This is a genomic window from Geodermatophilus sp. SYSU D00696, from assembly GCF_054050235.1.
Genome location: NZ_JBJGYY010000003.1, coordinates 43,016 through 69,015, shown reverse-complemented (window position 1 = coordinate 69,015; position 26,000 = coordinate 43,016). Strand labels below are relative to the sequence as shown.

General features: G+C 76.0%; 22 protein-coding genes, 1 tRNA gene and 1 pseudogene. 13 read left to right on the top strand and 11 right to left on the bottom strand.

The window, feature by feature from the left end; translation table 11 throughout:
* Position 1: 1 nt before the first annotated feature.
* The 3 genes and pseudogenes from ACI79O_RS03415 to ACI79O_RS03405 form a co-directional block, all read right to left on the bottom strand.
* Positions 2-1,951 (bottom strand): DUF222 domain-containing protein, encoded by a 1,950-nt coding sequence (locus ACI79O_RS03415; protein WP_456913374.1) that lies wholly within the window; start codon positions 1,949-1,951, stop codon positions 2-4.
* Between the two features lie 61 nt (positions 1,952-2,012).
* Positions 2,013-2,225, bottom strand: a pseudogene (locus ACI79O_RS03410) (GNAT family N-acetyltransferase); the annotation flags it as partial.
* A 189-nt stretch (positions 2,226-2,414) separates the two neighbouring features.
* A complete protein-coding gene (locus tag ACI79O_RS03405; RefSeq protein ID WP_456874439.1) occupies positions 2,415-3,251 on the bottom strand; it encodes an alpha/beta fold hydrolase in 837 nt (278 codons plus the stop codon).
* Positions 3,252-3,297: 46 nt separating this feature from the next.
* Here ACI79O_RS03405 and ACI79O_RS03400 point away from each other — a divergent pair, with 46 nt between their 5' ends.
* From ACI79O_RS03400 to nudC, 5 genes are all read left to right on the top strand, one after another.
* Positions 3,298-4,701, top strand: a complete 1,404-nt coding sequence (locus ACI79O_RS03400) for a M20/M25/M40 family metallo-hydrolase (RefSeq protein ID WP_456913373.1) — start codon at positions 3,298-3,300, stop codon at positions 4,699-4,701.
* A gap of 90 nt (positions 4,702-4,791) precedes the next feature.
* A complete protein-coding gene (locus tag ACI79O_RS03395; protein ID WP_456887902.1) occupies positions 4,792-5,700 on the top strand; it encodes a DUF2510 domain-containing protein in 909 nt (302 codons plus the stop codon).
* A gap of 44 nt (positions 5,701-5,744) precedes the next feature.
* On the top strand, positions 5,745-7,055 hold the full coding sequence (locus tag ACI79O_RS03390) for a M16 family metallopeptidase (protein WP_456913372.1): 1,311 nt from the start codon (positions 5,745-5,747) through the stop codon (positions 7,053-7,055).
* The gene (locus ACI79O_RS03385; protein ID WP_456887906.1) at positions 7,052-8,428 is read left to right on the top strand and encodes a M16 family metallopeptidase; all 1,377 of its coding nucleotides are present in this window, start codon (positions 7,052-7,054) and stop codon (positions 8,426-8,428) included. Before ACI79O_RS03390 ends, ACI79O_RS03385 begins: the two co-directional genes overlap by 4 nt.
* A complete protein-coding gene (gene nudC / locus ACI79O_RS03380; RefSeq protein ID WP_456913371.1) occupies positions 8,425-9,384 on the top strand; it encodes an NAD(+) diphosphatase in 960 nt (319 codons plus the stop codon). The genes ACI79O_RS03385 and nudC overlap by 4 nt, the downstream gene beginning before the upstream one ends.
* 86 nt (positions 9,385-9,470) lie before the next feature.
* Here the strand turns inward: nudC and ACI79O_RS03375 are convergent, their stop codons facing one another.
* The 3 genes from ACI79O_RS03375 to ACI79O_RS03365 all read right to left on the bottom strand — a co-directional run bounded on the left by ACI79O_RS03375 (position 9,471) and on the right by ACI79O_RS03365 (position 11,123).
* The gene (locus tag ACI79O_RS03375) at positions 9,471-9,941 is read right to left on the bottom strand and encodes a uridine kinase (RefSeq protein ID WP_456887909.1); all 471 of its coding nucleotides are present in this window, start codon (positions 9,939-9,941) and stop codon (positions 9,471-9,473) included.
* Positions 9,942-10,126: 185 nt separating this feature from the next.
* Positions 10,127-10,738, bottom strand: coding sequence for an ANTAR domain-containing protein (locus ACI79O_RS03370; RefSeq protein ID WP_456913370.1), 612 nt, complete (start codon positions 10,736-10,738; stop codon positions 10,127-10,129).
* A 121-nt stretch (positions 10,739-10,859) separates the two neighbouring features.
* The gene (locus ACI79O_RS03365) at positions 10,860-11,123 is read right to left on the bottom strand and encodes a mycoredoxin (protein WP_456874447.1); all 264 of its coding nucleotides are present in this window, start codon (positions 11,121-11,123) and stop codon (positions 10,860-10,862) included.
* Between the two features lie 173 nt (positions 11,124-11,296).
* Between ACI79O_RS03365 and ACI79O_RS03360 the strand changes: the two genes are divergently transcribed.
* The 4 genes from ACI79O_RS03360 to ACI79O_RS03345 all read left to right on the top strand — a co-directional run bounded on the left by ACI79O_RS03360 (position 11,297) and on the right by ACI79O_RS03345 (position 14,621).
* Positions 11,297-13,336, top strand: a complete 2,040-nt coding sequence (locus ACI79O_RS03360) for an ATP-dependent helicase (RefSeq protein ID WP_456913369.1) — start codon at positions 11,297-11,299, stop codon at positions 13,334-13,336.
* Positions 13,337-13,529: 193 nt separating this feature from the next.
* Positions 13,530-13,862, top strand: coding sequence for a hypothetical protein (locus tag ACI79O_RS03355; RefSeq protein WP_456913368.1), 333 nt, complete (start codon positions 13,530-13,532; stop codon positions 13,860-13,862).
* Positions 13,863-14,109: 247 nt separating this feature from the next.
* Positions 14,110-14,352, top strand: coding sequence for a WhiB family transcriptional regulator (locus tag ACI79O_RS03350; RefSeq protein ID WP_456874450.1), 243 nt, complete (start codon positions 14,110-14,112; stop codon positions 14,350-14,352).
* Positions 14,353-14,456: 104 nt separating this feature from the next.
* Positions 14,457-14,621, top strand: coding sequence for a hypothetical protein (locus ACI79O_RS03345; RefSeq protein WP_456874451.1), 165 nt, complete (start codon positions 14,457-14,459; stop codon positions 14,619-14,621).
* Between the two features lie 117 nt (positions 14,622-14,738).
* On the opposite strand, the gene ACI79O_RS03340 is transcribed toward ACI79O_RS03345, so the two are convergent.
* The 3 genes from ACI79O_RS03340 to ACI79O_RS03330 all read right to left on the bottom strand — a co-directional run bounded on the left by ACI79O_RS03340 (position 14,739) and on the right by ACI79O_RS03330 (position 17,442).
* Positions 14,739-16,061: an ABC1 kinase family protein gene (locus tag ACI79O_RS03340; protein WP_456887917.1), complete on the bottom strand. Its 1,323-nt coding sequence runs from the start codon at positions 16,059-16,061 to the stop codon at positions 14,739-14,741.
* 53 nt (positions 16,062-16,114) lie between these two features.
* A complete protein-coding gene (locus ACI79O_RS03335; protein WP_456887918.1) occupies positions 16,115-17,179 on the bottom strand; it encodes a ThiF family adenylyltransferase in 1,065 nt (354 codons plus the stop codon).
* Between the two features lie 110 nt (positions 17,180-17,289).
* Positions 17,290-17,442, bottom strand: coding sequence for a DUF5679 domain-containing protein (locus tag ACI79O_RS03330; RefSeq protein WP_176449798.1), 153 nt, complete (start codon positions 17,440-17,442; stop codon positions 17,290-17,292).
* Between the two features lie 360 nt (positions 17,443-17,802).
* Here ACI79O_RS03330 and ACI79O_RS03325 point away from each other — a divergent pair, with 360 nt between their 5' ends.
* Positions 17,803-18,393 (top strand): M48 metallopeptidase family protein, encoded by a 591-nt coding sequence (locus ACI79O_RS03325; RefSeq protein WP_456887920.1) that lies wholly within the window; start codon positions 17,803-17,805, stop codon positions 18,391-18,393.
* Between the two features lie 61 nt (positions 18,394-18,454).
* Here ACI79O_RS03325 and ACI79O_RS03320 read toward each other — a convergent pair whose 3' ends face one another.
* Complete coding sequence (locus ACI79O_RS03320; protein ID WP_456887922.1) at positions 18,455-19,828, bottom strand: zinc-dependent metalloprotease; 1,374 nt, start codon at positions 19,826-19,828, stop codon at positions 18,455-18,457.
* Positions 19,829-19,932: 104 nt separating this feature from the next.
* On the opposite strand from ACI79O_RS03320, the gene ACI79O_RS03315 reads away from it, so the two are divergent.
* From ACI79O_RS03315 to ACI79O_RS03305, 3 genes are all read left to right on the top strand, one after another.
* Positions 19,933-20,958, top strand: a complete 1,026-nt coding sequence (locus ACI79O_RS03315) for a YlbL family protein (RefSeq protein ID WP_456913367.1) — start codon at positions 19,933-19,935, stop codon at positions 20,956-20,958.
* A gap of 241 nt (positions 20,959-21,199) precedes the next feature.
* A complete protein-coding gene (locus ACI79O_RS03310) occupies positions 21,200-24,184 on the top strand; it encodes a UPF0182 family membrane protein (protein WP_456887981.1) in 2,985 nt (994 codons plus the stop codon).
* A gap of 402 nt (positions 24,185-24,586) precedes the next feature.
* Positions 24,587-24,660: transfer RNA gene (locus ACI79O_RS03305), tRNA-Met, on the top strand.
* 83 nt (positions 24,661-24,743) lie between these two features.
* On the opposite strand, the gene ACI79O_RS03300 is transcribed toward ACI79O_RS03305, so the two are convergent.
* Positions 24,744-25,955 carry a flavin-containing monooxygenase gene (locus tag ACI79O_RS03300; RefSeq protein WP_456913365.1) on the bottom strand — a complete coding sequence of 404 codons (1,212 nt, stop codon included), beginning with the start codon at positions 25,953-25,955 and terminating at the stop codon, positions 24,744-24,746.
* Positions 25,956-26,000: the final 45 nt, after the last annotated feature.

Sequence of the window (26,000 nt, the reverse complement as noted above, 5' to 3'; positions counted from 1 at the left end):
GTCAGTAGGGCGGTGGGGTGGTGGCGGCGGTGAGGCCGGTGGGTGTGGTGACGGTGAGGGTGCCGTCGGGGGCGAGGGTGTGGCGCCAGCCGGGGGCCTGGTGCTTGCCGCGGTGGTGGCCGGTGCAGTAGCCGGTGAGGTTGGCCGCGGTGGTGGGGCCGGCCGGCCAGGGGGTGGCGTGGTCGAGCTCGCCGCCGCGGGGCACGGGGCGGCGGCAGCCGGGGAAGCGGCAGCGGCGGTCGCGGGCGCGGACGTGCCGGTTCAGCGCGGCGCTCGGCCGGTAGCCGGCGGTGGCGGCGGGGGCGCCGAGCCCGGTGCCGGTGCGGGCGGTGCGGTGCAGGGCGGGCAGGTCGGTGAGGGCCAGCAGCGCACCGCCGGCCGCGTGGGTGAGCGCGATCCGGGGCCGGTCGGTCAGCCCGCCCCCGGCGGTGGCGGCGAGCAGCGCGGCCAGGTCGGCGCGGGCGGTGTCGGTGGCCGCGGTGAGCGCGGTCAGCGCGTCGGGGGCGGCGCTCACCCGGCCGGCGGGGCTCGCGGCCCAGGTGGCCTCGTCGGCGGTGTCGGCGCGTTGCGCGGTGGCCACCGTGCGGCGGGCGTGGCCGAGGGCGCGCTCGAGCCCGAGCAGGGCGGTGCTCGCCTGGTCGACGGCGCGGTCGGCGCGCGCCCACCAGCCATCGGCGTCCGGTGCGGCCACCTCGTCGGCGTCGGCCGTGGCGTGCGCGTCGGGCGGATCGTCCGGTGGCAGGTCCTCATCGAGGTAACAGGGCCCGGGGCGGGCATCGAACTCCCCGGCCAGGATCCGCGCTTCCAGCTCCTCGGCCCACCGGGCGAAGTGCTCGTCCTCGGTGAGGAACGCCCCGGCTCCGACCGCATCGACCTCCACGGCCGCGTCGGTGCCGGCTGGCTCGGTGTCGGCGCGCTCGACATCCGTGCACTCGGCGGCGACCGGCTCGGCCCCGGCGGGCTCGGTGCCGGTCGCCTCGCCATCGGCCGCGGTGTCGGCCGCGGTGTCGCCGGTGTCGGTGTCACTGGCGGCGTCGGCCCGCTGGCCGGTGAGGGCGGCCAGCAGCGCCCGGACCAGCTCGGCGGGCACCACCTGCCCGTCGACCTCGCACGGCTGGTCCCCGCCCAGCAGCGCCCCGACCGGGGCGACCACGGTCAGGGTGACCTGCACCGGCGGCAGCCCGGTCTCACCGGGGCGGAGCACCAGGTCCAGCAGGCAGTCGGCCATCTTCTGCCCCCGGGTCCGCCCATCGGCCGGATCGGCGGGCAGCGCGTCGGCGTACGCCCCGAGGGCGGCGAGCAGCGCGGCGGCCTCCGGGGTGGTCAGCAGTGCTGAGACCACGCTCATCCCCTCGACCCGGTCCGGACGAGCCGACACCCCGCGCTTCCGCACCGCGCGCAGCAGGTCATCGGCGGCGGCGCGGGCGGTGTGCGTGAGCAGCTCCCGGCGGGCCTTGTCGCCCAGCTGCGCCGGGGTGGTGTGCCGCCCGGCGGCCCAGGCCAGCAGCTCCCGCTCGATGGTGGTGCGCAGGGTGTCGTCGGTGATCGGGGCGACCTTGTCGATCAGCGGGCCCAGGTGCCCGACGTGCAGCGCCCCGGCCTCCAGTGCGGCCAGCGTGCCCGGCAGCCGGTGCACCAGGGCCAGCGACCGCTCCAGCAGCGCCTGCGCGGCCTGGGCCGACACCGAAAGCGCCACGGCCAGCTCGTCGGTGGCCCACTCGCTCACCGGCCGGAGCAGGTCAGGACGGGCGGCCCACCGGTCGGCGGCCATCGCCCCGCGCTCGCCTTGCTGCCGGTCGACGGAGGAAGGCCGGGATGCGGCGAACGCGGCCACCGCCCGCGCCCGCAGCGCGGTCCGCCGGGCGATCTCCCGGTCGGCGGCCTGCACCGCCCCCAGTGGCCCCGACGCCCAGCCCACCAGGGGCTCGTCGACCGCCAGGACTCCCGCCATGCATTCGATCATACGTTCGAGCACCGTGTCGATCAAGTCCTGTAGGCGAGAAAGGCCCAGCTCAGAGCGACGTCATCGGTCGGGAGCGAGCCAACGCGACGCCGAACTGGAGGACCGGAGCCCCGGACGGTGAGCGGAGCCGGGCCTCCTCGGCGAAGCCCAGCTTCCGCGCGACCGACAGCGAGGCCGCGTTGTCCGCGTGCACCATCGCCACGACCCGCGGTACCCCCAGAGCCCGCGCCCGTTCCAGCGCGAGCCGCCCCGCCGCCGTCGCGGTCCCACGGCCTCAAAACCGGCGGCCGAGCCGCCATCCCACCTCCGGCACCCGGGTGGGCGCCCACGGCTGGGTCCAGGGCTGGGCGCCGGTGAAGCCGGCGACCTCCTCGCCGACGAGCACCGACGGGCACCGAGGAGGCCGGCCCAGACGTCGGCGTCCTCCGCGTGGGGACGCAGAGGCGGACGGTCACGAGGACGCGATGCGGTCCAGGATCGCGGCGGCGAGGGCGTCGGGCGCCTCCTCGGGGATCCAGTGGCTCACCCCGGACAGCTCGACGAACCGGTAGTCGCCGGTCACGTGCTCCCCGCAGCCCTCGGCGGCGATCCGGCCGATCGCGATGTCGGCGTCGCTCCACACGAAGGTGGTCGGCACCGGGACCTCGGCGACCGGCGTCGCCGAGCTCATCGCCCGGTACCAGTTGAGGGCCGCGGTCAGCGCACCCGGCGCCGAGAGCACCGACACGTACTCCTCGACGGCCTCCGGGTCGACGGCGTCGCCGTACATCCGGCGCAGTCGCCGGGCGCCGTCGGCGAGCAGGACCTCCTCGGCCTTGCCCTCCTGCCAGAACAGCCGGATGTAGGAGGAGCGCTCCTTCTGCTCGGGGTCGCTGCGCCAGGCCATCGTGAACGCCGTCGGGTGCGGGACCGAGACGGCGGTCAGCGACCGCACCCGGTCGCTGTGCCACGCCGCCAGCGACCACGCGACGTTGGCGCCCCAGTCGTGCCCGACCACGTCGGCCACCGGCACGTCCATCGCGGTCATCAGGTCGGCGGTGACCTGCGCGAGGTTGGTCATCGCGTAGGCGTCGACCTCCTGCGGCCGGGCGCCGGGGGAGTAGCCGAGCTGGTCGACGGCGTAGGTGCGCAGCCCCGCCTCCGCCAACCGCGGCTGCACCGCCGCCCACGACAGCGACGTCTCGGGGAAGCCGTGCAGCAGCAGCACCGGCCGTCCGTCCTCGGGGCCGTCGGCCCGCACGTCGAAGGTCAGGTCACCGACGTCCACCCGCAGCAGCTCTCCGGCCATGGGCCGCAAGGTAGCCGGTGCCGGTCCGCCGCTACCGTCGGCGACCGTGACGAGCCCGGAACGCGACTTCGTGCTGGCCCACCTCGACGACCTGCACGCCGACCTCGACGCCTGGCTGCGCATCCCGTCGATCTCGGCCGACCCGGCGCACGCCGGCGACGTCGCGGCGAGCGCGCAGTGGCTGGCCGACGCGCTGCGCCGCACCGGCTTCCCGACCGTCGAGGTGTGGGAGACACCCGGCGCGCCCGCGGTCTACGCCGAGTGGCCGTCGGCCGACCCCGGCGCCCCCGTCGCGCTGGTGTACGGCCACCACGACGTGCAGCCGGTCGACCCGCTCGAGCTGTGGGTGCACCCGCCGTTCGAGCCGACCCGCGTCGAGACCCCCGACGGTCCCGAGCTGCACGCCCGCGGCGCCATCGACGACAAGGGCAACGTCGCCTTCCACCTGCTCGGCATCCGCGCGCACCTGGCCGCCACGGGCCGCGACACCCCCGCGGTCACGGTCAAGCTGCTGGTCGAGGGCGAGGAGGAGTCCGGCTCGCCGTACTTCGCCGACCTGCTGCGCGAGCGCGCCGACCGGCTGGCCTGCGACGTCGTCGTCGTCAGCGACACCGGCATGGCCGCGCCCGACGTGCCCAGCGCCGTCGTCGCCATGCGGGGGCTGGCCGACGCCGAGATCACCCTGCGCGGCCCCGCCGTCGACCTGCACTCGGGCTCCTTCGGTGGTGCGGTGCCCAACCCGCTGCACGCGATGGCCGAGCTGCTCGCCGCGCTGCACGACGACCGGGGGCGGGTCACCCTGCCCGGCTTCTACGACCGGGTGCGGCCGTTGACCGACCGCGAGCGGGAGCTCATGGCCCGCGTGCCGTTCGACGAGGCCGCCTGGCTCGCCGGCCCGGCGGCGTCGCGTGCGACGGCGGGGGAGGAGGGGTTCAGCACCCTGGAGCGGGTCGGTGCCCGCCCGACCGCCGAGGTCAACGGCATGTGGGGCGGCTACACCGGCCCCGGGCACAAGACGATCGTCCCCGCCGAGGCGCACGCCAAGCTCGCCTTCCGGCTGGTCGCCGACCAGCGGCCCGCGGACGTCGGCCCGATGGTGCGCGCCTGGGTCGAGGCCACCCTGCCGGAGGGCATCACCGCCGAGGTGCACACGCCGCCGGGCGGCGTCGCCCCGTGCGCCAGCGACCTCGACTCCCCGCACACGGGCGCCCTGCTGCGCGCGATCGGGCAGGCCTTCGACACCGACCCCGCCGACGTGCTGCTCACCCGCGAGGGCGGCTCCGGCCCCGAGGCCGACCTGGTGGAGGTGCTCGGGGCGCCGCTGGTGTTCCTCGGCGCCGGACTGCCCACCGACCGCATCCACTCGCCGAACGAGCGGGTGCTGCTGCCGATGCTGTACCGCGGCGCCGAGGCCGCCGCCCACCTGTGGCGGGAACTCGCGGCGCGGTGACCCTCCCGGCGCGCCGGCCGCGGCCACAGCTGGGTCACGTCGCGCCGCGGCAGCCCTGACCGGCGGCGTCGTCGTCCTACGCTCACCCGCGTGAGCGCACCCGGCCAGCCGACCGCACCGGCGGGGTGGTACCCCGACCCCGACGGCGCCGCGGGCATGGTGCGCTGGTGGAACGGGGCGACCTGGTCCGACGTCACCACCCCGGCCGGCCCGGGCGTCGCCGTCCAGGCCCCGCCCGTGGCCGCCCCGCCGCGTCCGCCGGTCCCGCCCGCGGGCTGGGACGCGGGGCAGGGGTCCGGCTGGGAGCCCGGCCCGGAGTCGTCGCCGCGCACGCGGGCGCGGGCCGCCTGGTGGGTCGCGGGCGGGGTGCTCGCCGTGGTCGCCGTCGTGGTGGTCGCGCTGGTCGTCGGCCTGTCGGGCAGCCGCACCCCCGTCGCCGACCCGCCGCCGGTCGACCCGCCGGCCGGGACCACGTTCCCGCCCGGCACCGTCCGGATCATCGACGAGGAGGCGGGCATCTCCTACCCGTTCCTCGGCAACGGCTGGTTCGAGTACGACCTCGGGATCATGCCCGAGACCCGGACCATCGCCGGGCAGTACTTCACCACCCAGGAGGCGGTGCCCGGCGGCGGGGACTTCATCGCCCAGTGCACGTCGGGACCGGTCGCCGACGGGTACGGCTGGACCGGGCCGGGCAGCGAGCAGGCGACGGTGACCGCGCTGGCCGACAGCGTCCGCGCCGCCTACTACCCGTTCCCCAACGAGCGCGAGGTGCTGCGCGACGAGGCGCTCACCGTCGACGGCCGCAACGCCCACCTGGTCGAGTTCCAGCTCACCTGGGACGTCGAGGGCTACGACTCGACCGGCGAGCGCGCGGCGGTGTTGGTCGTCGACGTCGGCCGGCCCGACCCCGCGCTGCTCTACGTGTCCATCCCGAACACCCACGCCGAGCTCTACGGCGTCATCGACCGCGTCGTCGACGACATCGACGTGCTCTGACAGCCGCCCGGCACGGCGTGGTCCGGCGTGGTTAGGGTCGGTCCGTGACAGCAGCTGGGGCCGATCTCGTCCTGCGGCACCCGGTGGAGCGCTTCACGCTGGACAACGGGCTGCGGGTCGTCCTCGCGCCCGACCGCAGCGTGCCGGTCGTCGCCGTGTCCGTCTTCTACGACGTGGGCATGCGCAACGAGCCGGAGGGCCGCACCGGGTTCGCCCACCTCTTCGAGCACGTGATGTTCCAGGGGTCGCGCAACGTCCCGAAGATGGAGCACGCCCGCCTCGTGCAGGCCGCCGGCGGCACCTTCAACGGGTCGACCCACCAGGACTACACCAACTACTTCGAGGCGCTGCCCGCCGAGGCGCTCGAGCGCGCCCTGTTCCTCGAGGCCGACCGGATGGCCGCACCGGCCATCACCGAGGAGAACCTCCGCAACCAGATCGACGTGGTGAAGGAGGAGATCCGGGTCAACGTGCTCAACCGCCCCTACGGCGCCTTCCCCTGGCTGCAGCTGCCGCAGGTGGCGTTCGAGAGCTTCGCCAACACCCACGACGGCTACGGCTCCTTCGTCGACCTGGAGAGCTCGACGGTCGAGGACGCCACCGACTTCTTCTCCCGCTACTACGCCCCGGGCAACGCGGTGCTGTGCGTCGGCGGCGACCTCGACGTCGGTGAGACCGAGCGGCTGGTGCGCCGCTGGTTCGGCCCGGTCGAGGCCCGCGAGGTGCCGCCGACGCCGCACACCGGCGAGCCGTCCCCGACGGCGGTGCGGCGCGACGTCGTCGAGGACCGGCTCGCGCCCGCACCGGCCGTGGCGCTGGGCTGGCGGGTCCCCGACCCGGTCGGCGACCTCGACACCTACCTCGGCACCGTGCTGCTCGCCGAGCTGCTCAGCGAGGGCGACGCCTCCCGCCTGGAGCGCCGGCTGGTGCACGACGACCGGCTGGCGGTGGCGCAGAGCAGCTACGTGGGCCTGTTCGGGGACCCGTTCGACGTCCGCGACGCCACGCTGCTCACCACCCAGGTGCACCACCCCGCGCAGGTCCCGGTCGACGACGTCCTGGCCGCCGTCCACGACGAGGTCGGCCGGATCGCCGGCGAGGGCGTGACGCCCGAGGAGCTGGCCCGGGTGCAGGCCCGCACCAGCGCCCAGTTGCTGCGCCAGGCCGACTCGGTGCTGGGCCGCACGCTCGCCTTCGCCGCCGCCGAGCTCGTGCACGGCCGGGCCGAGCTGGCCGGCGAGCTCCCCGCCCGGCTGGCCGCCGTCACCCCCGACGCCGTGCAGGCCGCCGCCAAGGGCCTCGACCCCGGCACCGCCGCCGTGCTCGAGCTCCGCGCCACCGGGGGTGCCCGGTGAGCGCGCCGGTGCTCGACCTCACGCTGGTCCCGCCGCTGGGCGAGCCGCGGCCGCAGCCGGTCCCCGAGGTGGCGACGACGACGCTGCCCAGCGGGCTCACCGTCGTCGTCGTGCCGCGGCCCGGCGTCCCGCTGGTCGAGCTGCGGCTGCGGGTGCCCTTCGCGGCGGCCTCGCCGCGGGGCGCGGCACAGCACACCGCCCGCGCGTCGGTGCTCTCCGGCGCGGTCCTGCTCGGCACGGCCCGGCACGACGCCGCCGGCATCGCCGAGGCGCTGCAGGGCCACGGCGCCGAGCTGACCGTCGCCGCCGACCCCGACCGCCTGCTGTTCTCCACCACGCTGCTGGCCGAGGGCCTCGCCCCGGTGCTCGGGGTCCTGGCCGAGGTGCTCACCGAGGCCGCCTACCCGACCGACCGGGTCGAGGCCGAGCGCGAGCGGGTGGCGGAGCGGATCGCCATCGCCCGCTCGCAACCCGGGGTCATCGCCCGCTCCGCGCTGGCCGCCCGGCGCTACGGCACCCACCCGTACGCCGCCCAGCTGCCGGCGCCGGAGCTGGTCGGCCGGGTCGGCGCCGCCGCGCTGCGGAAGCTGCACCGCGAGCGGGTGCTGCCCACCGGCAGCACGCTGGTGCTCGTCGGCGACCTCGACGCCGCCGCGGCCACCGACGCCGTCGCCGCGGCCCTGGGCGAGTGGACCGGTGAGGGCGCCGCGGTCGGCGCACCGCCGGCGCCGGCGCTGGCCCCCGGGCACCTGGAGGTGGTCGACCGGCCCGGCGCGGTGCAGTCCAACATCCGCCTCGGCGGGCCCGCGCCCGGGCGCACCGACCCCGAGCTGCCCGCGGTCCGGCTGGCCAGCATGGTCTTCGGCGGCTACTTCTCCTCCCGGCTGGTGGAGAACATCCGCGAGCGGCGCGGCTACTCCTACAGCCCGCGCAGCGCCGTCGACCACCTGGCCGCGGCGTCGTCGTTCCTCGTCGAGGCCGACGTCGCCACCGAGGTCACCGCCCCGGCGTTCCTCGAGACCTGGGCCGAGCTGGGCCGGATGGCCCTGGCACCGGTCACCGAGGCCGAGCTCGACGCCGCCCGCCGCTACGTCCTGGGCTCCATGGCGCTCTCGACCGCCACGCACGCCGGGCTGGCCAGCACGCTCTCGGCGCTGGCCGGGTCGGGGCTGTCGGTGGAGTGGCTGGCCGAGCACCAGCGCGCGCTGTCGGAGGTCACCGTCGAGCAGGTGCAGGAGGCGGCCCGCCGGCACCTGGCGCCCGCCGCGCTCACCGGCGTCGTCGTCGGCGACGCCGAGCGGGTCACCGACGCGCTGCGCGCCCTCGGTCCGGTCGACGTCACCGCGAGCGCCGCCGCCGTGGACCCGGCGTGAGCGTCCCGCCGGGCGGGAGCACGGCGGCCGACGTCGAGCGGGGCCGGCAGGTGTGGCCCGCCGGCACGCCGCGGACGACGGGCACCGTCCCGGTGCTGTCCCGCTCGGCGCACGACCGCGACCACCTGGGCCGCGCGCTGCCCGACCCCACCCGGGGCCGGCCGGTCCGGGTGCTCACCGTCGACGAGCGGCGCACGGTGCCGGTCGTCGAGGGTGACGGCGGCCCGGCGCTGGTGTGGGACGAGCAGCCGGAGCTGCCGCTGGGCGCGGTCTACCTCGGCGAGGCCGACGGCGTGCCCTACGCGGCGGTGCGCGGCGAGCGCGCGCTGACGGTCAACGGCCGGCACGTCGACCTGTGGACCGGGCTGCGGGAGCTCGGCGCCGACCTCGGGGACCTCGACGCCGGGCTGCTCGCCGAGGCGATCGGCATCCTGGAGTGGCACGAGCGGGCCCGGTTCAGCCCGCTGTCGGGCGCGGCGACGACCATCGAGCGGGCCGGCTGGGTGCAGCGCGACCCCGTCACCGGGGCGGAGCTGTTCCCGCGCACCGACCCGGCGGTGATCATGCTCGTGCACGACGGCGGGGACCGGTGCGTGCTCGGCCGTCAGGCGGTCTGGCCGCCCGGGCGGTACTCGGTGCTCGCCGGGTTCGTCGAGCCGGGGGAGTCCGCCGAGGGCGCGGTGGCCCGCGAGGTGGCCGAGGAGGTCGGCCTCACCGTCACCGACGTCCGCTACGTGAGCAGCCAGCCGTGGCCGTTCCCGCAGTCGCTGATGCTCGGCTTCGTGGCCCGCGCCGTCGACGGCGACACGCTGCGGCTGGACCCCTCCGAGATCGAGGAGGCCCGCTGGTTCACCCGCGAGGAGCTGCGCTCGGGCCGCGGTCCCGAGGCGCTGCCCCCGCCGGTGTCGATCGCCCGGCACCTCATCGACCGCTGGGTCGACGGCGAGCTCGGGTGACCGACGATCAGGGTCCCTGATCGTGGAGCGTCCTCCCTCACGGTGCACGGTGAGGGAGGACGCCCGGGGATCAGGTCACCTGATCATCACCGCGCGCCGCCGAACCGCCCCTGCAGGACCAGCGCGGGGTGCCCGGGCCGGTCGGCCAGCACCACGGCGTCGGCCAGCCCGGCAGGGTCGACCTCGTCGTCGTAGCGGTCGAAGGCCGGCAGCTCCCAGGCCTGCTCCTCCGGCCAGCGCCGGCGCCGGGCGGCCGGGGCCACCCGCAGGTGGACGACGACGTCGAGGGCCAGCCCCGCTCCCTGCAGCAGCGCGCCGGGCACCAGGAGCACCCCGCGCGGCGGCATCGGCTCGTAGCCGGCGCGGGCGGCGCGGTCGCGGTCGACGTCCCACAGCACCGGCAGGTACTCGCCGGGACCGCCGGGGCCGACCCGGTCGAGGACCTCCCGGGCGAGCGCGCCGGTGTCCAGCCAGTCGGTGTAGCGCGCGTCGGGGTCGGTGCGGCCGTGCTCGAAGCGCAGGGACGCCGGCCGGAGGAACCCGGCGGCGGGGACCACGACCGCCGGGCGGCCGAGGGCCGGCAGCCGGTCGGAGACGGCGCGGGCCAGGGCCTCCGGTCCGGCGACGTCGGGACCGTCGACGCCGACCCGCAGCGCGGCCGCCCCGGGCAGGGGCTCGACGTCGGCGAGCAGCGCGGCCAGCCGGTCGGCCAGCGCGTCCGGGGTGAGCGGCTCCGGGCTCCTCAGGGACGGCCGTCCGCCGGAACCGAGCCGCCGGGCCGCACGGAGCCGCGCTCGACCCGGCGGCCCCCCGGGGTGCGGCGGGGGACCGGCGTCAGCACCGGGCCGGCGTCGGCCGGGTCGGGGTCGGCCAGCCGGTCGAGGGTGGCCATCACCTCGCGGGCCAGCTCGTGCACCGGCCGGCCGAGCGACCGAGCCTGGCCGCGCAGCACCTCGAAGGCCGACCGGGGGGCGGTGGCGTGCCGCTCGGCGAGCACGCCGATGGCGCGCTCGGTGGCCACCCGCGCGGCCAGGGCGTGCTCGAGCTGGCTGACGGTGCGCTCCAGCGCGGCGATGCGGGCGTCGCGCGGGTCCTCGGCCGGACCGGCACCCCCGGGAGCCCCGCGGGCGGCCCGGCGGGCGGCGCGGTCGGGCTCGGCGAGGCAGTCGAGCTCCTCGGCCAGGAGGTCGGCCAGGGACAGGCCCTCGAGCAGGTCGTCGACGTCGTGGGCGCACCCGGGCGCGAACACCCGCCAGCCCCGCTCGGTGCGGGCGACGACGACCGACGGCGCGTCGGCCGACGGGCGCTCCCCGGCCCGTCCGGGTACGGGGGAGGGCACGGAGTCCGAGGTCACGACGGCAGCTCCCGCGAGGTGGGCGGCCCGGCGGCCGAGGGTCGGGCGGCGGTCACGGTCGTGATCCGCCGGGGGACGATGATGCACCGCCGTCTCCCGCATCCCACGCAGCACCCGCCGGTCAGGCTCCCGGCAGCTGCGCGACCTGGGACCGGACCTGGTCGATGCTGGGGTTGGTCAGTGCGGTGCCGTCGGCGAAGACGAGCGTCGGCACGGTCCGGTTGCCGCCGTTGGCCTGCATGACGACGTCGGCCGCGGCGGCGTCGCGCTCGATGTCGACCTCGGCGAACGGGATGCCCTCGCGCTGCATCAGCTTCTTGAGCCGCACGCAGTACCCGCACCAGGTGGTGGTGTACATCGTCACGGCGGCGGGTGCGGCAGTCACTCGGGGACCTCCCAGGGGTCGTCGGGGACGGAGCGGAACTCCTGAGGGGCAGAACGCACACCGGCGGGCGGACCTTCCCGGCTTCGCCGGGGTGTCCCGGCGGGATGTCGGTACCGGCTGGGACACTCGGTGCCGTCCGCCCGCCCCGCCCAGTCCCCGAGGAGCACGCCCGCATGCCGCGGACCGCCGACCTGCCCGGACGCACGCCCGGGTCCGGAGCTCCGTCCGCCGGCGCCGAGGCGGTTCTGGCCGGCCTCGACGACGAGCAGCGCGAGGCGGCCTCGGCCGTCGACGGCCCGGTCTGCATCCTCGCCGGCGCCGGCACGGGCAAGACCCGCACGATCACCCACCGCATCGCCTACGGCGTGCACGCCGGCGCGTTCGTGCCCGAGCAGGTGCTCGCCGTGACCTTCACCGCCCGGGCGGCGGGGGAGCTGCGGACCCGGCTGGCCGGCCTGGGCGTGGGCGGTGTGCAGGCCCGCACCTTCCACGCCGCCGCGATGCGGCAGCTGCGCTACTTCGCCCCCCGCGTGCTGGGCGGGCCGATGCCGCCGCTGGTGGAGAACAAGCTGCGCCTGGTCGCCTCGGCCGCCTCCCGGGCGCGGCTGAGCACCGACAAGACCAGCCTGCGCGACCTCGCCAGCGAGATCGAGTGGGCCAAGACCACCCTGGCCACGCCCGAGGACTACCCGAAGCGGGCCCAGGCCGCCGGCCGCGAGCCGCCCTTCGACGCCGCGACCGTCGCCCGGGTCTACGCCTCCTACGAGTCGGCCAAGCAGCGCGACGGCGTGCTCGACTTCGAGGACCTGCTGCTGGTCACCGCCTACGCCCTCGAGGAGCACCCCGACGTCGCCCGGCAGGTGCGCGGGCAGTACCGGCACTTCGTCGTCGACGAGTACCAGGACGTCAACCCGCTCCAGCAGCGGCTGCTCGACGCGTGGCTGGGCGGGCGGGCCGACGTGTGCGTCGTCGGCGACCCGAACCAGACTATCTACTCGTTCACCGGCGCCGACCCCGACCACCTGCTCGGCTTCGCCGACCGCTATCCCGACGCCGCGGTGGTCAAGCTCGAGCGCGACTACCGCTCGACGCCGCAGGTGGTGGCGCTGGCGAACAAGCTCATCGGCCAGGCGCCGCCGCGCAAGGGCCTGCCCGGGCTCCGGCTGCTCGGCCAGCGCGCGGAGGGCCCGGCCCCGCGGTTCTTCGAGCACCCCGACGAGCCCACCGAGGCCGCCGCCGTCGCCCAGGCCTGCCGGGCGCTCGTCGAGGCCGGGACGCCCGCGTCGGAGATCGCCGTGCTGTTCCGCATCAACGCGCAGTCGCAGGTGTACGAGTCGGCCCTGGCCGACGCCGGGGTGCCCTACGTGCTCAAGGGCGGGGAGCGGTTCTTCGAGCGGCCCGAGGTGCGCGAGGCGGTCGTCCTGCTGCGCGGCGCCGCCGCCGGCGGGAGCGAGCCGGGCGCCCTGGTGCCCACTGTGCGCGACGTGCTCGCCTCCACCGGCTGGGTCGAGCACCGCCCGCCGGCCGGGGGAGCGGCCCGCGACCGGTGGCAGTCGCTGGCCGCCCTCGTCGACCTCGCCGTCGACCTCGTCGCCGAGGACCCGACCACCGACCTGCCGCGCTTCGTCACCCACCTGGCCGAGCGCGCCGACGCGCAGCACGCGCCCACCGTCCAGGGCGTCACGCTGGCCTCGATGCACGCGGCCAAGGGCCTGGAGTGGGACGCGGTCTTCGTCGTCGGGCTGGTCGACGGCGTGCTGCCGATCGCGCAGTCCCTGTCGCGGCCCGACGCGGTCGAGGAGGAGCGGCGGCTGCTCTACGTCGCCGTCACGCGCGCCCGCGAGCAGCTGACGCTGTCGTGGTCGCTGGCCCGCAACCCGGGCGCCAAGCGGGCCCGCCCGCGCAGCCGCTTCCTCGACGGGCTGGTCCCGGGCTCCACGCCCACGGCCCCTCCACCGCCGCGGAGGGCCAAGAAGGCGAAGGTCGTCCTCGAGGGCGAGGCCGGCGAGGTGTTCGAGCGGCTGCGGGCCTGGCGCAGCAGCACCGCCCAGGCCGCCTCCGTGCCGGCCTACGTCGTCTTCACCGACGCGACGCTGCAGGCGATCGCCGAGGCTCGCCCCTCGTCCCTGCGCGAGCTGTCCGGGCTGCCCGGTATCGGCGCCCGCAAGCTCGACCTCTACGGCGAGGACGTGCTGGCCACCGTCAGCGGCTGACCGGTCACGGGCGGTACCGACGGCACGGTCGGTGACCGCCGGGTCCCCCTGCCCGGGGACACGCTCGTTAATTGCGTTGCGCCGCTCGCGTGACCTTCCCTACTGTCCTGTCTGCGCCCGACGGACAGCCGCGGGCGCGCCAGACCGAGCCCGGTGCGACAGCCGGGCTCCGACCCCGGGAGGAGGGGTTCCGATGACCGACACGCGATTCGCTCTCGCCCCCGCCGGGGTCTCCGCCTGGGGCGCCCTCGACGTGCGTCCGGCCGGCACCGGCATGGTGCCCACCGCCCGTCCCCGGTACGCCGTCGCCCGCACCGCGACGCCGCTCGAGCTGACCGGCACCGGCTGCGCGGCGGCCACCGCTCCGGTCCAGGGGACCGGTGTGCCCACCGCCGGTGGCGTCATCGCGCCGTTCGGCACCTCCGTCCCCGGCACCGGCGTCCTCGGCACCGATGCCCACCGCAGCACCACCAAGCAGCAGCGCACCACCCTCGGGATCCACTCCCCGGGGAGACCGCAGAGCTAGCCGCTCGACCGGTCCTCCTCGAGGCCGCGGAACCCGAACCCGGGATCCGCGGCCTCCGTCTTTCTCCGCGGCACCCGGCCCCGACCACCCGGTCGGCGGGCCCCGCCGGCCGCGCAGACGACGAGTACGAGGAGGAGCGGCAGTGCAGCAGACGATCGACCGCCCGACGTCCCACCGCCGACCCGGGCTCCCCCGGACCGGTGGCATCCCGCCGAGGACGCCGCACCCGCCCCTGGCCCCGGCCCCCGTGCGGCGACCCCTGCCGTGCCGTGGGTCCGACGACCCGGACCTCTGGTTCGCCGAGAGCCCCGCGGCGCTCGAGCAGGCCAAGGTCCTGTGCGGCGACTGCCCGGTCCGCGACGCCTGCCTGGCCGGTGCGCTCGACCGCGGCGAGCCCTGGGGCGTCTGGGGCGGCGAGATCTTCGAGCGGGGTGTGGTCATCCCGCGCAAGCGCCCGCGGGGTCGTCCCCGCAAGGTCGTCGCGGCCTGATGAAGGACCCCGTCCTCCTCACCCCTCGCAGGCTCGGGGTGAGCCTCGGGACGGGGCCGACGAGAAACCGGAAGACGTTCCACCAGAGACCGTGAGGAACCGAGATGACCAGCTACGAGTACGACCTCGCCGTCACGCGGCTGTCCGAGCTGCGTGCCGAGGCCGATACCGCCGGCCGCATGCGCCGGCTGCGGGCCGCCCGCCGGTGGGCCCGCCGCGCGGAGTACGCCAGCCGGCGTGCCGCGCGGGCCAGCGCCGCCGTCCGCTGACGCGGCGCACCTCGGGGCACCACCACGTGCCCTCCTCGGTCGAGGCCGGGTCCCCTCCGCTCCCGGTGTGGAGGGGACCCGGCCTCCTGTCCGTCCGGGGCCGGGCGGTCCCCGGGCTCAGACGGTGAAGCCGGGCAGCCACTCCTCGAGCACGCTGCGGTAGTCGGCGGCCGCGTCGAGCTGGCACAGGACACCGATCGACCCGATCGTCACCCGGTGGATGAGCAGGTAGGCCGGCGGGAGGTTGAGCTGGCGGCCCAGCCGGCTGGCATCGCTGCGCGGATCGGCCAGGCGGGCGGCCTGCTCCTGCATCCACCGGCGGGTGAACCGGAAGTTGTGGCTGACGATCGGCTCGAGCATCGGCCGCAGGTAGTCGAGGACCCCGGCGGCGTCGACCTCCACGCCCGGCCGGACGAACCCCTCGGCCCGCAGGTCGGCCAGCACGTCCTCGGCTCGGCCCTCCAGCGCCCAGCGGACCAGCCGGCCGATCGGCTCGGGCAGCCCGTCGGGCAGCCGGGCGGTCGCGCCGAAGTCGATGACGCCGAGCCGGTCGCCCTCGACGAGCCGGAAGTTGCCCGGGTGCGGGTCGGCGTGCAGCAGGCGGGCCCGCGAGGGGGCCGAGAAGTGCAGCTGCGCCATCAGGTGACCGGCCCGGTCCCGCTGCTGCGGCGTGCCGTCGGTGATCACCCGCGACAGCGGCAGGCCCTCGAGCCACTCGGACACGATCACCTTCGGCGCGCTGGCCACCACCCGCGGCACCACGATCTCCGCGTCGTCCGCGTACGCCGCGGCGAACTGCCGCTGCGCGTCGGCCTCCAGGCCGTAGTCGAGCTCCTCGATGACCCGCGCCCGCAGCTCGGCGATCAGCGGCTTGACGTCCAGGCCCGGGAAGATCGCGGCGAACAGCCGGGCGAAGCGGGCCAGCTGGTTGAGGTCGGCCATCAGGGCGGTCGCCGCGCCCGGGTACTGGATCTTGACGGCGACGTCGCGCCCGTCGCGCCAGGTCGCACGGTGCACCTGGCCGATGCTCGCGGCGGCGGCCGGCTGGTCGTCGAACTCGCGGAACCGGGTGCGCCAGGTGCCGCCGAGCTGCTGGGACAGCACCGCGTGCACGGTCCGCACCGGCATCGGCGGAGCCTCCTCCTGGAGCTTGACCAGCGCCTCGCGGTAGGGCGCGGCCACCTCCTCCGGAACGGCGGCCTCGAACACCGACAGCGTCTGGCCGAGCTTCATCGCGCCGCCCTTGAGCTGGCCGAGGACGGCGAACAGCTGCTCGGCGGTGCGCTGCTGCAGCTCGGCGTTCACGGCGTCGGCGGACTGCCCCGACAGCCGCTTGCCGATCCCGAGCGTGGCGCGACCGGCCGCCCCTAGGGGGAGCGAGGCCAACCGCGCGGTGCGCGAGATCGAGCCCCTCGGGATCCCCGGTGCGTCGTCGCTCACCTCCCCATTGTCTCCGGGGGACCCACGGACCGCTGACGGGACGGTGGTCCCGGTCACCCGGGAGAGGCGGGTGCGCCGCCCGTGCCGGCGCAGCCGCAGGCCGGGTGCGGCGGCCAGCGGCGCAGCCGCGGCGTCAGGTCCGGCGGGCGCAGCTCCACGACCGCCGACAGCGTGGCCGGGCTGCCGCTGCCGTCGAGGTAGGCCAGGACCTGCTGCGCGGCCGCCAGGGCGGTGGCCCAGCAGGTGAGCGTGGACCCGCTCGGGACCTGCGCACCGCCGGTGAGCTGGGCGGCCAGGACCGGCCACCGCGGGTCGGCGTCGCGGCGGTGCAGGTCGGCGCAGCGCAGGCAGCTGGTGACCCCGGGGACGACCAGCGGTCCCACCACTCCGGTCTCCCCGCGCACCGTCGCCACCAGGTGGGCCACCCCGGCGTCGCGCAGGCCGGCGACGAGCGGGTCGGACGCCGACCACGGGCGGGACAGCACCACCAGGTCGGGCCAGGCGCCCGGCGGCAGGGGGCGCAGGTCGGTCAGCGGGCTGGCGCGGCGGACGGCGTCGGCGGCGGCCGGTCCGCACGGGCGTCCCTCGTCGTCGGCGGTCAGCCCGCCCACGACGGCGTCGCCCGCGGTGACCACGCCGTCGTCGCCGACGGCGACCCGGCCGACGCCGCTGGCCCCGAGCAGCGCCGCCAGGGGCACGCCCACCCGCGTCGCGCCCTGCACCACGACCGCCGCCGCCCGCCGGGCCCGCCAGCGCGCGGCCCCGGTGCCGTCGCGTGCGGCCGGCAGCTCGGCAGCGGTGCGGGCCGCGGCGGCCGGGCCGGCGTCGGAGGCGAGCAGGTCGGCGGCGTCGAGGTCGAGCAGCGCGCCGGTGCCGCGCAGCCCGTCGAGGAGGGCGCCGACCGGGCCGGGGTCCAGGCCCGCCGCGGCGGCGTCGGCCAGGACGGCCCGCTGGGTGCGGCGGCCGTCGAGACCGCGCAGCACCGCGGCGACGGCGGCCGGGTCGGCCCCCGTGAGCACCGCGCCGGCGCCGTCGACCCCGCCGACCTGGAGCGTGTCGGGGCCGCGGCGCAGCAGCGGCGTGCCGGGCGGCAGGAGTGGGTGGGCGGTGTCGGGCACCGGCGCAGGGTGCCAGCGGAGGGCGCCGGTGCGCTGCCGCTGTCCACAGCCGGGGACGGCGACGGCGGCGCCCGCCGTGCGGACGCCGCCGTCGAGGAGGTGGGAGCGCCCTACGCCTTGCCGAGGATCCGGTTCATCTTGGTGCCGCAGACCGGGCAGGTGCCCTGGGCCATGCGGCGACCGGACTCGCTGACCTTGACCTCGCCGTCGAAGTCCCGCTTCTCCTTGCACTTCACGCAGTAGCCGTTGTAGCTGTCCGCCACGGTGTCTCTCCCTCCGGCTGCTCGGCCCCCGCTCCGGGCGCCGTCCCGGGGAACGCTACCCGGACCGGCCGGTCCGCCTCGCGCGTCGGCCCGACCCGCCGGACGGGTCCGCCCACAGCCTGTGGACAGACCTGTGGGCGGTGTGGGGACCCGGCGGCGTGTCCCTGTGCGCAGGCGGGGGACGGCGCCCGGGGCCGGTCGGCGTGTCGCCTCCCCGACGGAGCCGCCACCTGCGGTGATACCCGGTGGCGGCTGTGGACCCGTCCTCACGGCGGGGCTGTCCACCGTCCGTGCGACTCGTACCCGAGCGGGTGGCGCCCCCCGGGCGCATCGGCCCCGCCCGCTGGCTACGGTCCTCCCGTGCCCGGATCGACCCCCGACCCCTCGCACGGCCCCCTGACCGCAGCCGGGCCGGTCGAGGTCCGCCGCAGCGCCCGCCGCCGCCGGACGGTGACCGCCTACCGCGAGTCCGGGCGCACGATCGTGCTCATCCCCGCGGCCTTCACCCCCGCCGAGGAGCGGCGCTGGGTGGCGCAGATGGTGGCCAAGCTGCAGACCCGCGAGGAACGCCGCCGCCGGTCGATGGGCGGCGACGAGGAGCTCATGTCCCGCGCCCTGGCGCTGTCGCAGGCGCACCTCGACGGCGCCGCGCGGCCGGCCAGCGTCCGCTGGGTGGACAACCAGCAGCGCCGCTGGGGCTCGTGCACCCCGGCCGACGGCAGCATCCGGCTGTCGAGCCGGCTCCGGACGATGCCCGCCTACGTCGTCGACTACGTGCTGGTCCACGAGCTGGCCCACCTGCTCGAGGCCAGCCACGACGCCCGCTTCTGGGCGCTGGTGGCCCGCTATCCGCGGGCCGAGCGCGCCCGCGGCTTCCTGGAGGGCGTCGAGACCGCCCGCGCCGACGGCGCGGAGCCCGCGGACGCCGACGAGGGCGACCTGGTCGACTGACGAAGGACCCCCTGCCCCCCGCCACTCGCAGGCTCGCGGCGGGACCCTGCAGGGGGCCGTCCTAGCGGCCGCTGCCCTCCGCGTCGCCGGGCCGGTCCTCGTCGGACGGGGCGTCCGGCTCCCCGGCCTCGGCCGTGAGCCGCCGCAGCTCGTCGTCGACCCCCTGACGGGCGACGAAGTCCAGCGGCTCGTCGAGGTCGTCGGAGGTGGGCAGCAGGTCGGGGTGTGACCACAGGCGGTCGCGGGCCGCGGTGCCGTGCTGCTGGGCCATCGCGCCCCACACGGTCGCTGCGTCGCGCAGCCGGCGCGGCCGCAGCTGCAGGCCGACCAGCGTGGCGAAGGTCTGCTCGGCCGGCCCCCCGGAGGCGCGCCGGCGGCGCATCGTCTCGGCCAGCGCCCCGTGGCCGGGCAGCCGCTCACCGGCGGCGGCCGCGACGACGGCGTCGACCCACCCCTCGACCAGGGCCAGCAGCGTCTCCAGCCGGCGCAGCGCCATCTGCTGCTCCGGGGTCTCCTCCGGCTCGAGCAGCCCGCTGCCGAGGAGCTCCTGGATGGCCTCGGGGTTCGACGGGTCGAAGCCGCCGCCCATCGAGCCCATGGCGTCGTTGAGCCCGCGCTCGATGGCCTCGCGGTCGATGGTGATGCCGCGGGCGTAGGCGTGGACGGCGTCGTGCAGCTGCTGGCGCAGCCACGGGACGTGGGCGAACAGCCGCAGCGACGCCGCCTCGCGCAGCGCCAGGAACAGCCGCACCTCGTCGGCGGGGCGGTCGAGGCCCTCGGCGAAGGCGGCGACGTTCTGCGGCACGAGCACGCCGGAGCCCGCGGGGGCGAGCGGCAGGCCCACCTCGGTGCCGGTGAGGACCTCCCCGGCCAGCCGGCCCATCGCCTGGCCGACCTGGGCGCCGAACATCAGCCCGCCCATCCGGCCCATGATCCCGGCCAGCGGGCCGGCCATCGCCATGGCCTCCTGCGGCAGCGCGCTGGTCATCGCGGCGACGACCTTCTCGGCCAGCGGGTCGATCAGCGCCGACCAGGCGGGCAGCGTCTGCTCGACCCACTCCACCCGGGACCAGGCGAGGGCGCGGTCGACGCCCGAGGGCAGGTCGGTCGCCTGGTCCAGCCACAGGTCGGCCAGCCGCAGCGCCTCGGTGACGGCGGCGCGCTCGGCCTCCGACGTCGGCTGGGTACCGGTGGCCAGCGTGCTGATCGCGCCCTGCCGGGCGAGGTCCCAGTTCACCGGGCCGCCCGACCAGGTCATCAGCTTCTGCAGCTCGGCGAACAGCGGCATCTTGCCCAGCAGCTCCTCGGGCGTGCCGGCACCCGCGCCGCCGGCGCCGAACAGCGCACCGAGGCCGAACGGGTCGTTCGAGCCGGGCTGGTCGCGGCGCTCGGGGTCGCGGTCGGGCAGCCCGAAGCCGAACGGCAGGTCGCTCATGCACCCCACGGTAGACGCGTGATCACCCGGTCGCGGTCGGATCGGCGCCCCGGCTGTCCGCTCTCGGCGGACGCTCGCGGTCCGAGCACATAGGCTGGCCGGTCGTGACCCGTCGGATCGCCGTCCTCGCCGTCGGTGTGGTGCTGCTGCTCGTCGCCGGCGTCCTGGGCGCCGCCCTCCCGGTGCCCTACGTGGCCCAGGTGCCCGGCCCCACGTTCAACACCCTCGGCGAGATCGACGGCGACCCGGTCATCGGCGTGCGCGGGCGCGAGCGCAACGACGTCAGCGGCAGCCTGGAGCTGACCACCGTCGGCGTCGGCCGGGCCGGCCTGAGCCTGGTCGAGGCCGTCCGCGGCTGGTTCGACGACGAGATCAGCGTCGTCCCGGAGGAGTCGGTCTACCCGCCCGACCGCACCGAGGAGGAGATCGAGCAGGCCAACCGGCAGGCCTTCCTCACCTCCGAGGAGTCCGCCGAGGCCGCGGCGCTGGGCGAGCTCGGCTACCCGGTGAAGGTCGTCGTCCGCGGGGTGTCCGGCGACGACTCGCCCTCCGAGGGCCTGCTCGAGGAGGGCGACGCCATCGAGTCGGTCGACGGGCGGCCCACGCCGGACTCCGCGACGCTGGCCGACGTCCTCGCCGCGATCCCGGTCGGCGCCGACGTGGAGGTGGCCTACACCCGCCTCGGGGAACCGGGCACCGCGACCGTGACGACGACGAGCGCGCCCGAGCGCGAGGGGTCGGTGCTCGGCGTCCTGGTGCGCGAGCAGCCCTGGGCCCCCTTCGACGTCGACATCGACGTCGCCGACGTCGGCGGCCCCTCCGCCGGCCTCATGCTCACCCTCGGGATCCTCGACCTGGTGGGCGACACCGACCTCACCGAGGGCGCGGTGATCGCCGGCAGCGGCACGATCGCGGCCGACGGCACCGTGGGTCCCATCGGGGGCATCCAGCTGAAGATGGTCGCCGCCGAGGACATCGGTGCCGAGCTGTTCCTCGTGCCGGCCGACAACTGCGCCGACGCGCTCGGCTCACCGGCCACCGGGCTGACCCTGGCCCGGGTGGCCGACCTCGACGACGCCCTGACCGCCCTCGAGGACCTCCGCGAGGGCCGCACGCCCCAGGGCTGCTGACCCCGCTCGTGCCGACCGCCCGTCACGGACCCCCCGGAGTGGGGGAAGCTGTCGGGCAGCACGGAGGCCCGCGGGAACCCGGTGCCGCGCCGGTCGTTGGTCGGGGCGACACCGGCCGACGCACGGGCCGGTGCCGGCGTCGGTGACGACGTCCGTCCGACCGCACGCGGTCGCCCCATCGCGGCGTGGCACCCCTCCGGGTGTGGCGTCGCACCGCAACTGAAGGAGACCGCTCGTGGCCATGCGGCCCCCCGTGTCCGTGCCGACGTTGTCGCGGCGGGCGAAGGTCGTCATCGGGTCCGTCGCCGTGCTGCTGGTGCTGTTCACGGCCATCGGCACCCTGACCAACGTCTACGTCGACTACCTGTGGTTCGACGAGACCGGGTTCACCGAGGTGTTCTGGACCGAGCTCCAGACCCGCGCGCTGCTGTTCGCCGTGGCCGGCGTGGCCACCGGCGGGCTGACCGCGCTGGCGGTGTACCTGGCCTACCGGTTCCGCCCGGCGTTCCGGCCGATGTCGCTGGAGCAGCAGAACCTGGAGCGCTACCGGCAGTCGCTGGAGCCGCGCCGCACCCTGGTGCTCACCGCCGTCGCCGTCGTCGTGGGCCTGTTCGCCGGCTTCACCGCGCAGGGCAGCTGGGAGACCTGGCTGACCTTCCGCAACGCGGTGCCCTTCGGCCGGACCGACCCCCAGTTCGGGCTGGACCTGTCGTTCTTCGTCTTCGAGTACCCCTTCTACCGGCTGCTGCTGGGCTTCGGCTTCGCCATCGTGATCCTGGCGCTGATCGGCTCGGTGCTCACCCACTACGTGTTCGGGGGCCTCCGGCTGCAGACGCCGGGGCAGAAGCTCACCGGCGCGGCGATGGTGCAGCTGTCGGTGCTGCTGGGCCTGTTCGTGGCGCTGAAGGCGGTCGCCTACTGGTTCGACCGGTACGACCTCGTCTACTCCGACCGGGGCGAGTTGTTCAGCGGGGCGAGCTACACCGACGTCAACGCGCTGCTGCCGGCCAAGACGATCCTGGTCTTCGCCGCGGCGTTCTGCGCGATCGCGTTCTTCGCCAACGTCGTCGTCCGCAACTTCCGGCTGCCGGCCGCCGCCCTGGTGCTGCTGCTGCTGTCGAGCCTGGTCATCGGCGTGGCCTACCCGGCGATCGTGCAGCAGTTCGTCGTCCGCCCCAGCGCCAACGAGCGCGAGGCGGACTACATCGAGCGGGCCATCGCCTCGACCCGGGACGCCTACGGGCTCACCGACGAGGACGTCGACTACGTCGACTTCGCGCAGCAGAACACCGGTGACGAGGTCGACACCGACGCGGCGCTGGCCGAGCTGCGCGCCGACGACGCGACCATCCCCAACGCCCGGCTGCTCGACCCGAACGTGCTGGCCGGCACGTTCACCGCGCGCCAGCAGATCCGCAACGTCTACGGCTTCCCCGAGAAGCTCGACATCGACCGGTACACGGTCGACGGGGAGACCCGCGACTACGTCGTCGCCGTCCGCGAGCTCGACAGCAACAGCCTCTCGGAGAACCAGGACACCTGGATCAACCGGCACACCGTCTACACGCACGGCAACGGCTTCGTGGCGGCGCCCGCCAACCAGGTGGTCACCGGCCAGGAGGGTGGCGAGCCGAACTTCACCAGCCGCGACCTGCCCACCGTCGGCGACATCGACGTCGAGCAGGCGCGCATCTACTACGGCGAGCTCATCGAGGACTACTCGGTGGTCGGCGCACCGGAGGGCGCTACCCCCCGGGAGTTCGACCGGCCCGAGGACGGCTCCGAGGGCGAGGTCAACAACACCTACAGCGGCGAGGGCGGCGTCGCGATCGGCAGCTTCTTCCGGCAGCTGACCTTCGCCATCTACTACCGGGAGCGCAACTTCCTGCTCTCGGGCGCGGTCAACGACGCCTCCAAGGTGCTCTACGTCCGCGACCCGCGGCAGCGGGTGGAGAAGGCCGCGCCGTTCCTCGAGGTCGACGGCGACCCGTACCCGGCGGTGATCGACGGGCGGGTGGTGTGGATCCTCGACGGCTACACGACCTCGGACGCCTACCCCTACTCCGAGCGGATGGAGCTGGGGGAGGCCGCGACGGACGCGCTCACCGGCACCGGGACGGCCGCGCTGCCCAACGAGCAGTTCAACTACATCCGCAACTCGGTCAAGGCCACCGTCGACGCCTACGACGGCACTGTGACGCTCTACGAGTGGGACGAGCAGGACCCCGTCCTCAAGGCCTACACGGCCGCCTTCCCGGGCGTCGTTGAGCCGCGGGAGTCGATGAGCGAGGAACTCGTCAGCCACGTCCGGTACCCGGAGGACCTGTTCAAGCTGCAGCGCGACATCCTCACCCGGTACCACGTGAGCAACCCGAGCGACTTCTACAGCCAGAACGACCGGTGGGCGGTGCCGGCCGACCCCACCCAGTCGCAGGAGGCGACGGCGGCCGACGAGGCCCAGCCGCCCTACTACATCCTGGCCGCACGGCCCGGCGAGCCGGACCCGACGTTCCAGCTGACCAGCGCGCTCAACGCGTTCCGCCGGCAGAACCTCTCGGCGTTCGTCTCCGCGTCGAGCGACCCGGACACCTACGGCGAGATCCAGGTGCTCCGGCTGCCGGGCAACACCCCGTTCCGCGGGCCCCAGCAGGTGCAGCAGTCGTTCAACACCAACGACGAGGTCGCGCGTGACCTGACGCTGTTCAACAGCGAGGACTCGCAGGCGGTGTTCGGCAACCTGCTCACCCTGCCGATCGGCGCCAACGGCCTGCTCTACGTGCAGCCGCTCTACGTGGAGGGGACCGGGGAGAACTCCTTCCCGCTGCTGCGCAAGGTGCTGGTCAACTACGGCGGGCGGGTCGGGTACGCCGACACCCTCTCCGACGCCCTCGACCAGGTCTTCGGCGCCGGGGCCGGCGACACCGCCACCGACTCCGACGACGCGGGGGCCACCCCCGACGAGCAGGAGCCGGCGACCCCGACGGAGCCCGCCGACCCCTCGGCACCGGCGGACCCGACGACCCCGCCGACCGACGGCGGGACGACGACGCCGGAGCTCGACCAGGCAGTCCGGGACGTCGACGCGGCGCTGCAGCGGCTCGAGGACGCCCAGCGCAACGGCGACTTCGCGGCGCAGGGTCAGGCGCTGGCCGACCTGCAGCGGGCGGTCGAGGCCTACGAGGCGGCCCGGGCCGCCGCGGGGGCACCGGCGGAACCGACGGGCTGAGCCCGCACGGCGGGGGCGCACCGGGCCCGGCGCGCCTCCGCCTGCGGACCGCTGTCCCGATGGGGCGCGGCGGGCGGTCCGACGGTCGGCTCACGTGGACCCGGAGTGTGGACGCGCGGCGCCGTCGTGCCGTCGGCGGTCCCGCTGCTCCCAGGGGAGCCGCCCCGGCGCTGCCCGTGCCGCGCCGGCCCGGGGACACCCAGGACTCCGGCACCGCGATCGGCGCGAGAGGGACACCGGAGGCGTAGCCGTCGGGGGAGCGTCGCCGGATCCGCCCGGGCGTCGTGCGACCCGGGCTCCGGCGGTGCCCCGCGGAGACACGTGGTCCGACGGCCCCCGAGCGGTGGTCCGGCCGGGGTCCCACCGGCACCGTCGCGGGGACGTGTACAGTGGTGTCACCGACGCGGGGTGGAGCAGCTCGGTAGCTCGCTGGGCTCATAACCCAGAGGTCGCAGGTTCGAATCCTGCCCCCGCTACAAGGCACGAGGGCCCTCACAGTCACTGTGAGGGCCCTCGTCATGTGTGCATGCATCTCGGGCGGTTGTGCCAGAGATCCCGGTCACAGAGCGCTTCCGGCCTCCGGAGCTCGGCCGGCTGCGGCTGGCGCCAGGACCGTGACGGTGCTGGTCACCCTGGTGAAAGGTGAGATCGCCGGAGTTGCCCACTGGTGGATGCCCGCATCGTCCGGTTCCAAGCCTTGGAGCGTGTCGCGGGCCATCCGGACGGCGAGCGCCTCGGCGTCGGCGCCGACGAAGCCGAGCAGCGCCGAGCCGCGGCAGGTCTGCCAGGGCAGGCCGAGGAAGTACAGCCCGGGGACGTCGGTGGCTCCGGCGGTATGGCGGACCTGCCCGTCGACGATGACGCCGGGCACGTGCAGCCAGGAGTAGTCGGTGCGGTAGCCGGTGGCCCACACGACCGCGTCACCGTCGACGGTGCCGCCGTCGGCGAAGGTCGCGGTGCGACCGGCGAGGTCGGTCAGCCGCGGCCGGAAGTCGATCCCGCGGCGCCGCAACTGGCGGCTGCGGGTGCCGATGACCAGGTCGCCGCGGGCGCGCAGCCGGCGGGCGATGCGGGTGTGTGCAGGCACGGTGAAGAACCCGGACCTGGTGAGCCAGGAGAACAGGTCGCGGCCGGCGATGCGCTGCGGCAGCTCGGTCGGGCGGGTGCCGACCGCCACGGTGACCGGCTGGGTGGTGCCCAACTCGGCGGCGATCTGCAGTCCTGAGTTGGCCGCACCGACCACCAGCACCCGGCCGGTGCCGGGCAGCTGGGTCGGGTTGCGGTACTCGGCGCTGTGCAACTGCGGGACACCCGGATCCAGCAGGTCGGACAGGGCGGGGGTGTGCGGGCTCTGGAAGGGGCCGGTGGCGACGACGACCTGCCGGGCGCGGACCGTGCCGGTCGGGGTGGTGGCCGCGAAGAGCCCGTCCGGGTCGCGGTGCATCCGGACGACCGGGGTGTTCAGCCGGACCGGCAGGGCGAAGTGGGTGGCGTAGGCGGCGAGGTAGTCGGCGACCTCGTCCTTGCTGGGGTGGGTGTCGGCTGGGGCGGGGAACGGCAGGCCGGGCAGCGAGTCGTACTGGGCCGGGCTGAACAGCCGGAGCGAGTCCCAGCGGTTGCGCCAGGAGGAGCCGATCTCCGGACCGGCGTCGAGCAGCAGGAAGTCCGCGCCGCGAGTGGCGAGGCGGTGGCCGAGGGCGAGGCCGGCCTGGCCGGCACCGATGACGAGCACGTCGAGGGTCGGGTCGGCGGTGCGTGCGGGGATGGGCATGACGTCTCCTGACGGGGCGAGAGGGAGCGGCGGAGCAGGAAGGCG

Bases quoted from the DNA above. Each gene is read 5' to 3' on its own strand.
- ACI79O_RS03300 (WP_456913365.1), bottom strand. From the start codon at position 25,955: ATGCCCATCCCCGCACGCACCGCCGACCCGACCCTCGACGTGCTCGTC.
- ACI79O_RS03345 (WP_456874451.1), top strand. From the start codon at position 14,457: ATGACCAGCTACGAGTACGACCTCGCCGTCACGCGGCTGTCCGAGCTG.
- ACI79O_RS03355 (WP_456913368.1), top strand. From the start codon at position 13,530: ATGACCGACACGCGATTCGCTCTCGCCCCCGCCGGGGTCTCCGCCTGG.
- ACI79O_RS03405 (WP_456874439.1), bottom strand. From the start codon at position 3,251: ATGGCCGGAGAGCTGCTGCGGGTGGACGTCGGTGACCTGACCTTCGAC.
- ACI79O_RS03320 (WP_456887922.1), bottom strand. From the start codon at position 19,828: ATGAGCGACCTGCCGTTCGGCTTCGGGCTGCCCGACCGCGACCCCGAG.
- ACI79O_RS03360 (WP_456913369.1), top strand. From the start codon at position 11,297: ATGCCGCGGACCGCCGACCTGCCCGGACGCACGCCCGGGTCCGGAGCT.
- ACI79O_RS03310 (WP_456887981.1), top strand. From the start codon at position 21,200: ATGCGGCCCCCCGTGTCCGTGCCGACGTTGTCGCGGCGGGCGAAGGTC.
- ACI79O_RS03415 (WP_456913374.1), bottom strand. From the start codon at position 1,951: ATGGCGGGAGTCCTGGCGGTCGACGAGCCCCTGGTGGGCTGGGCGTCG.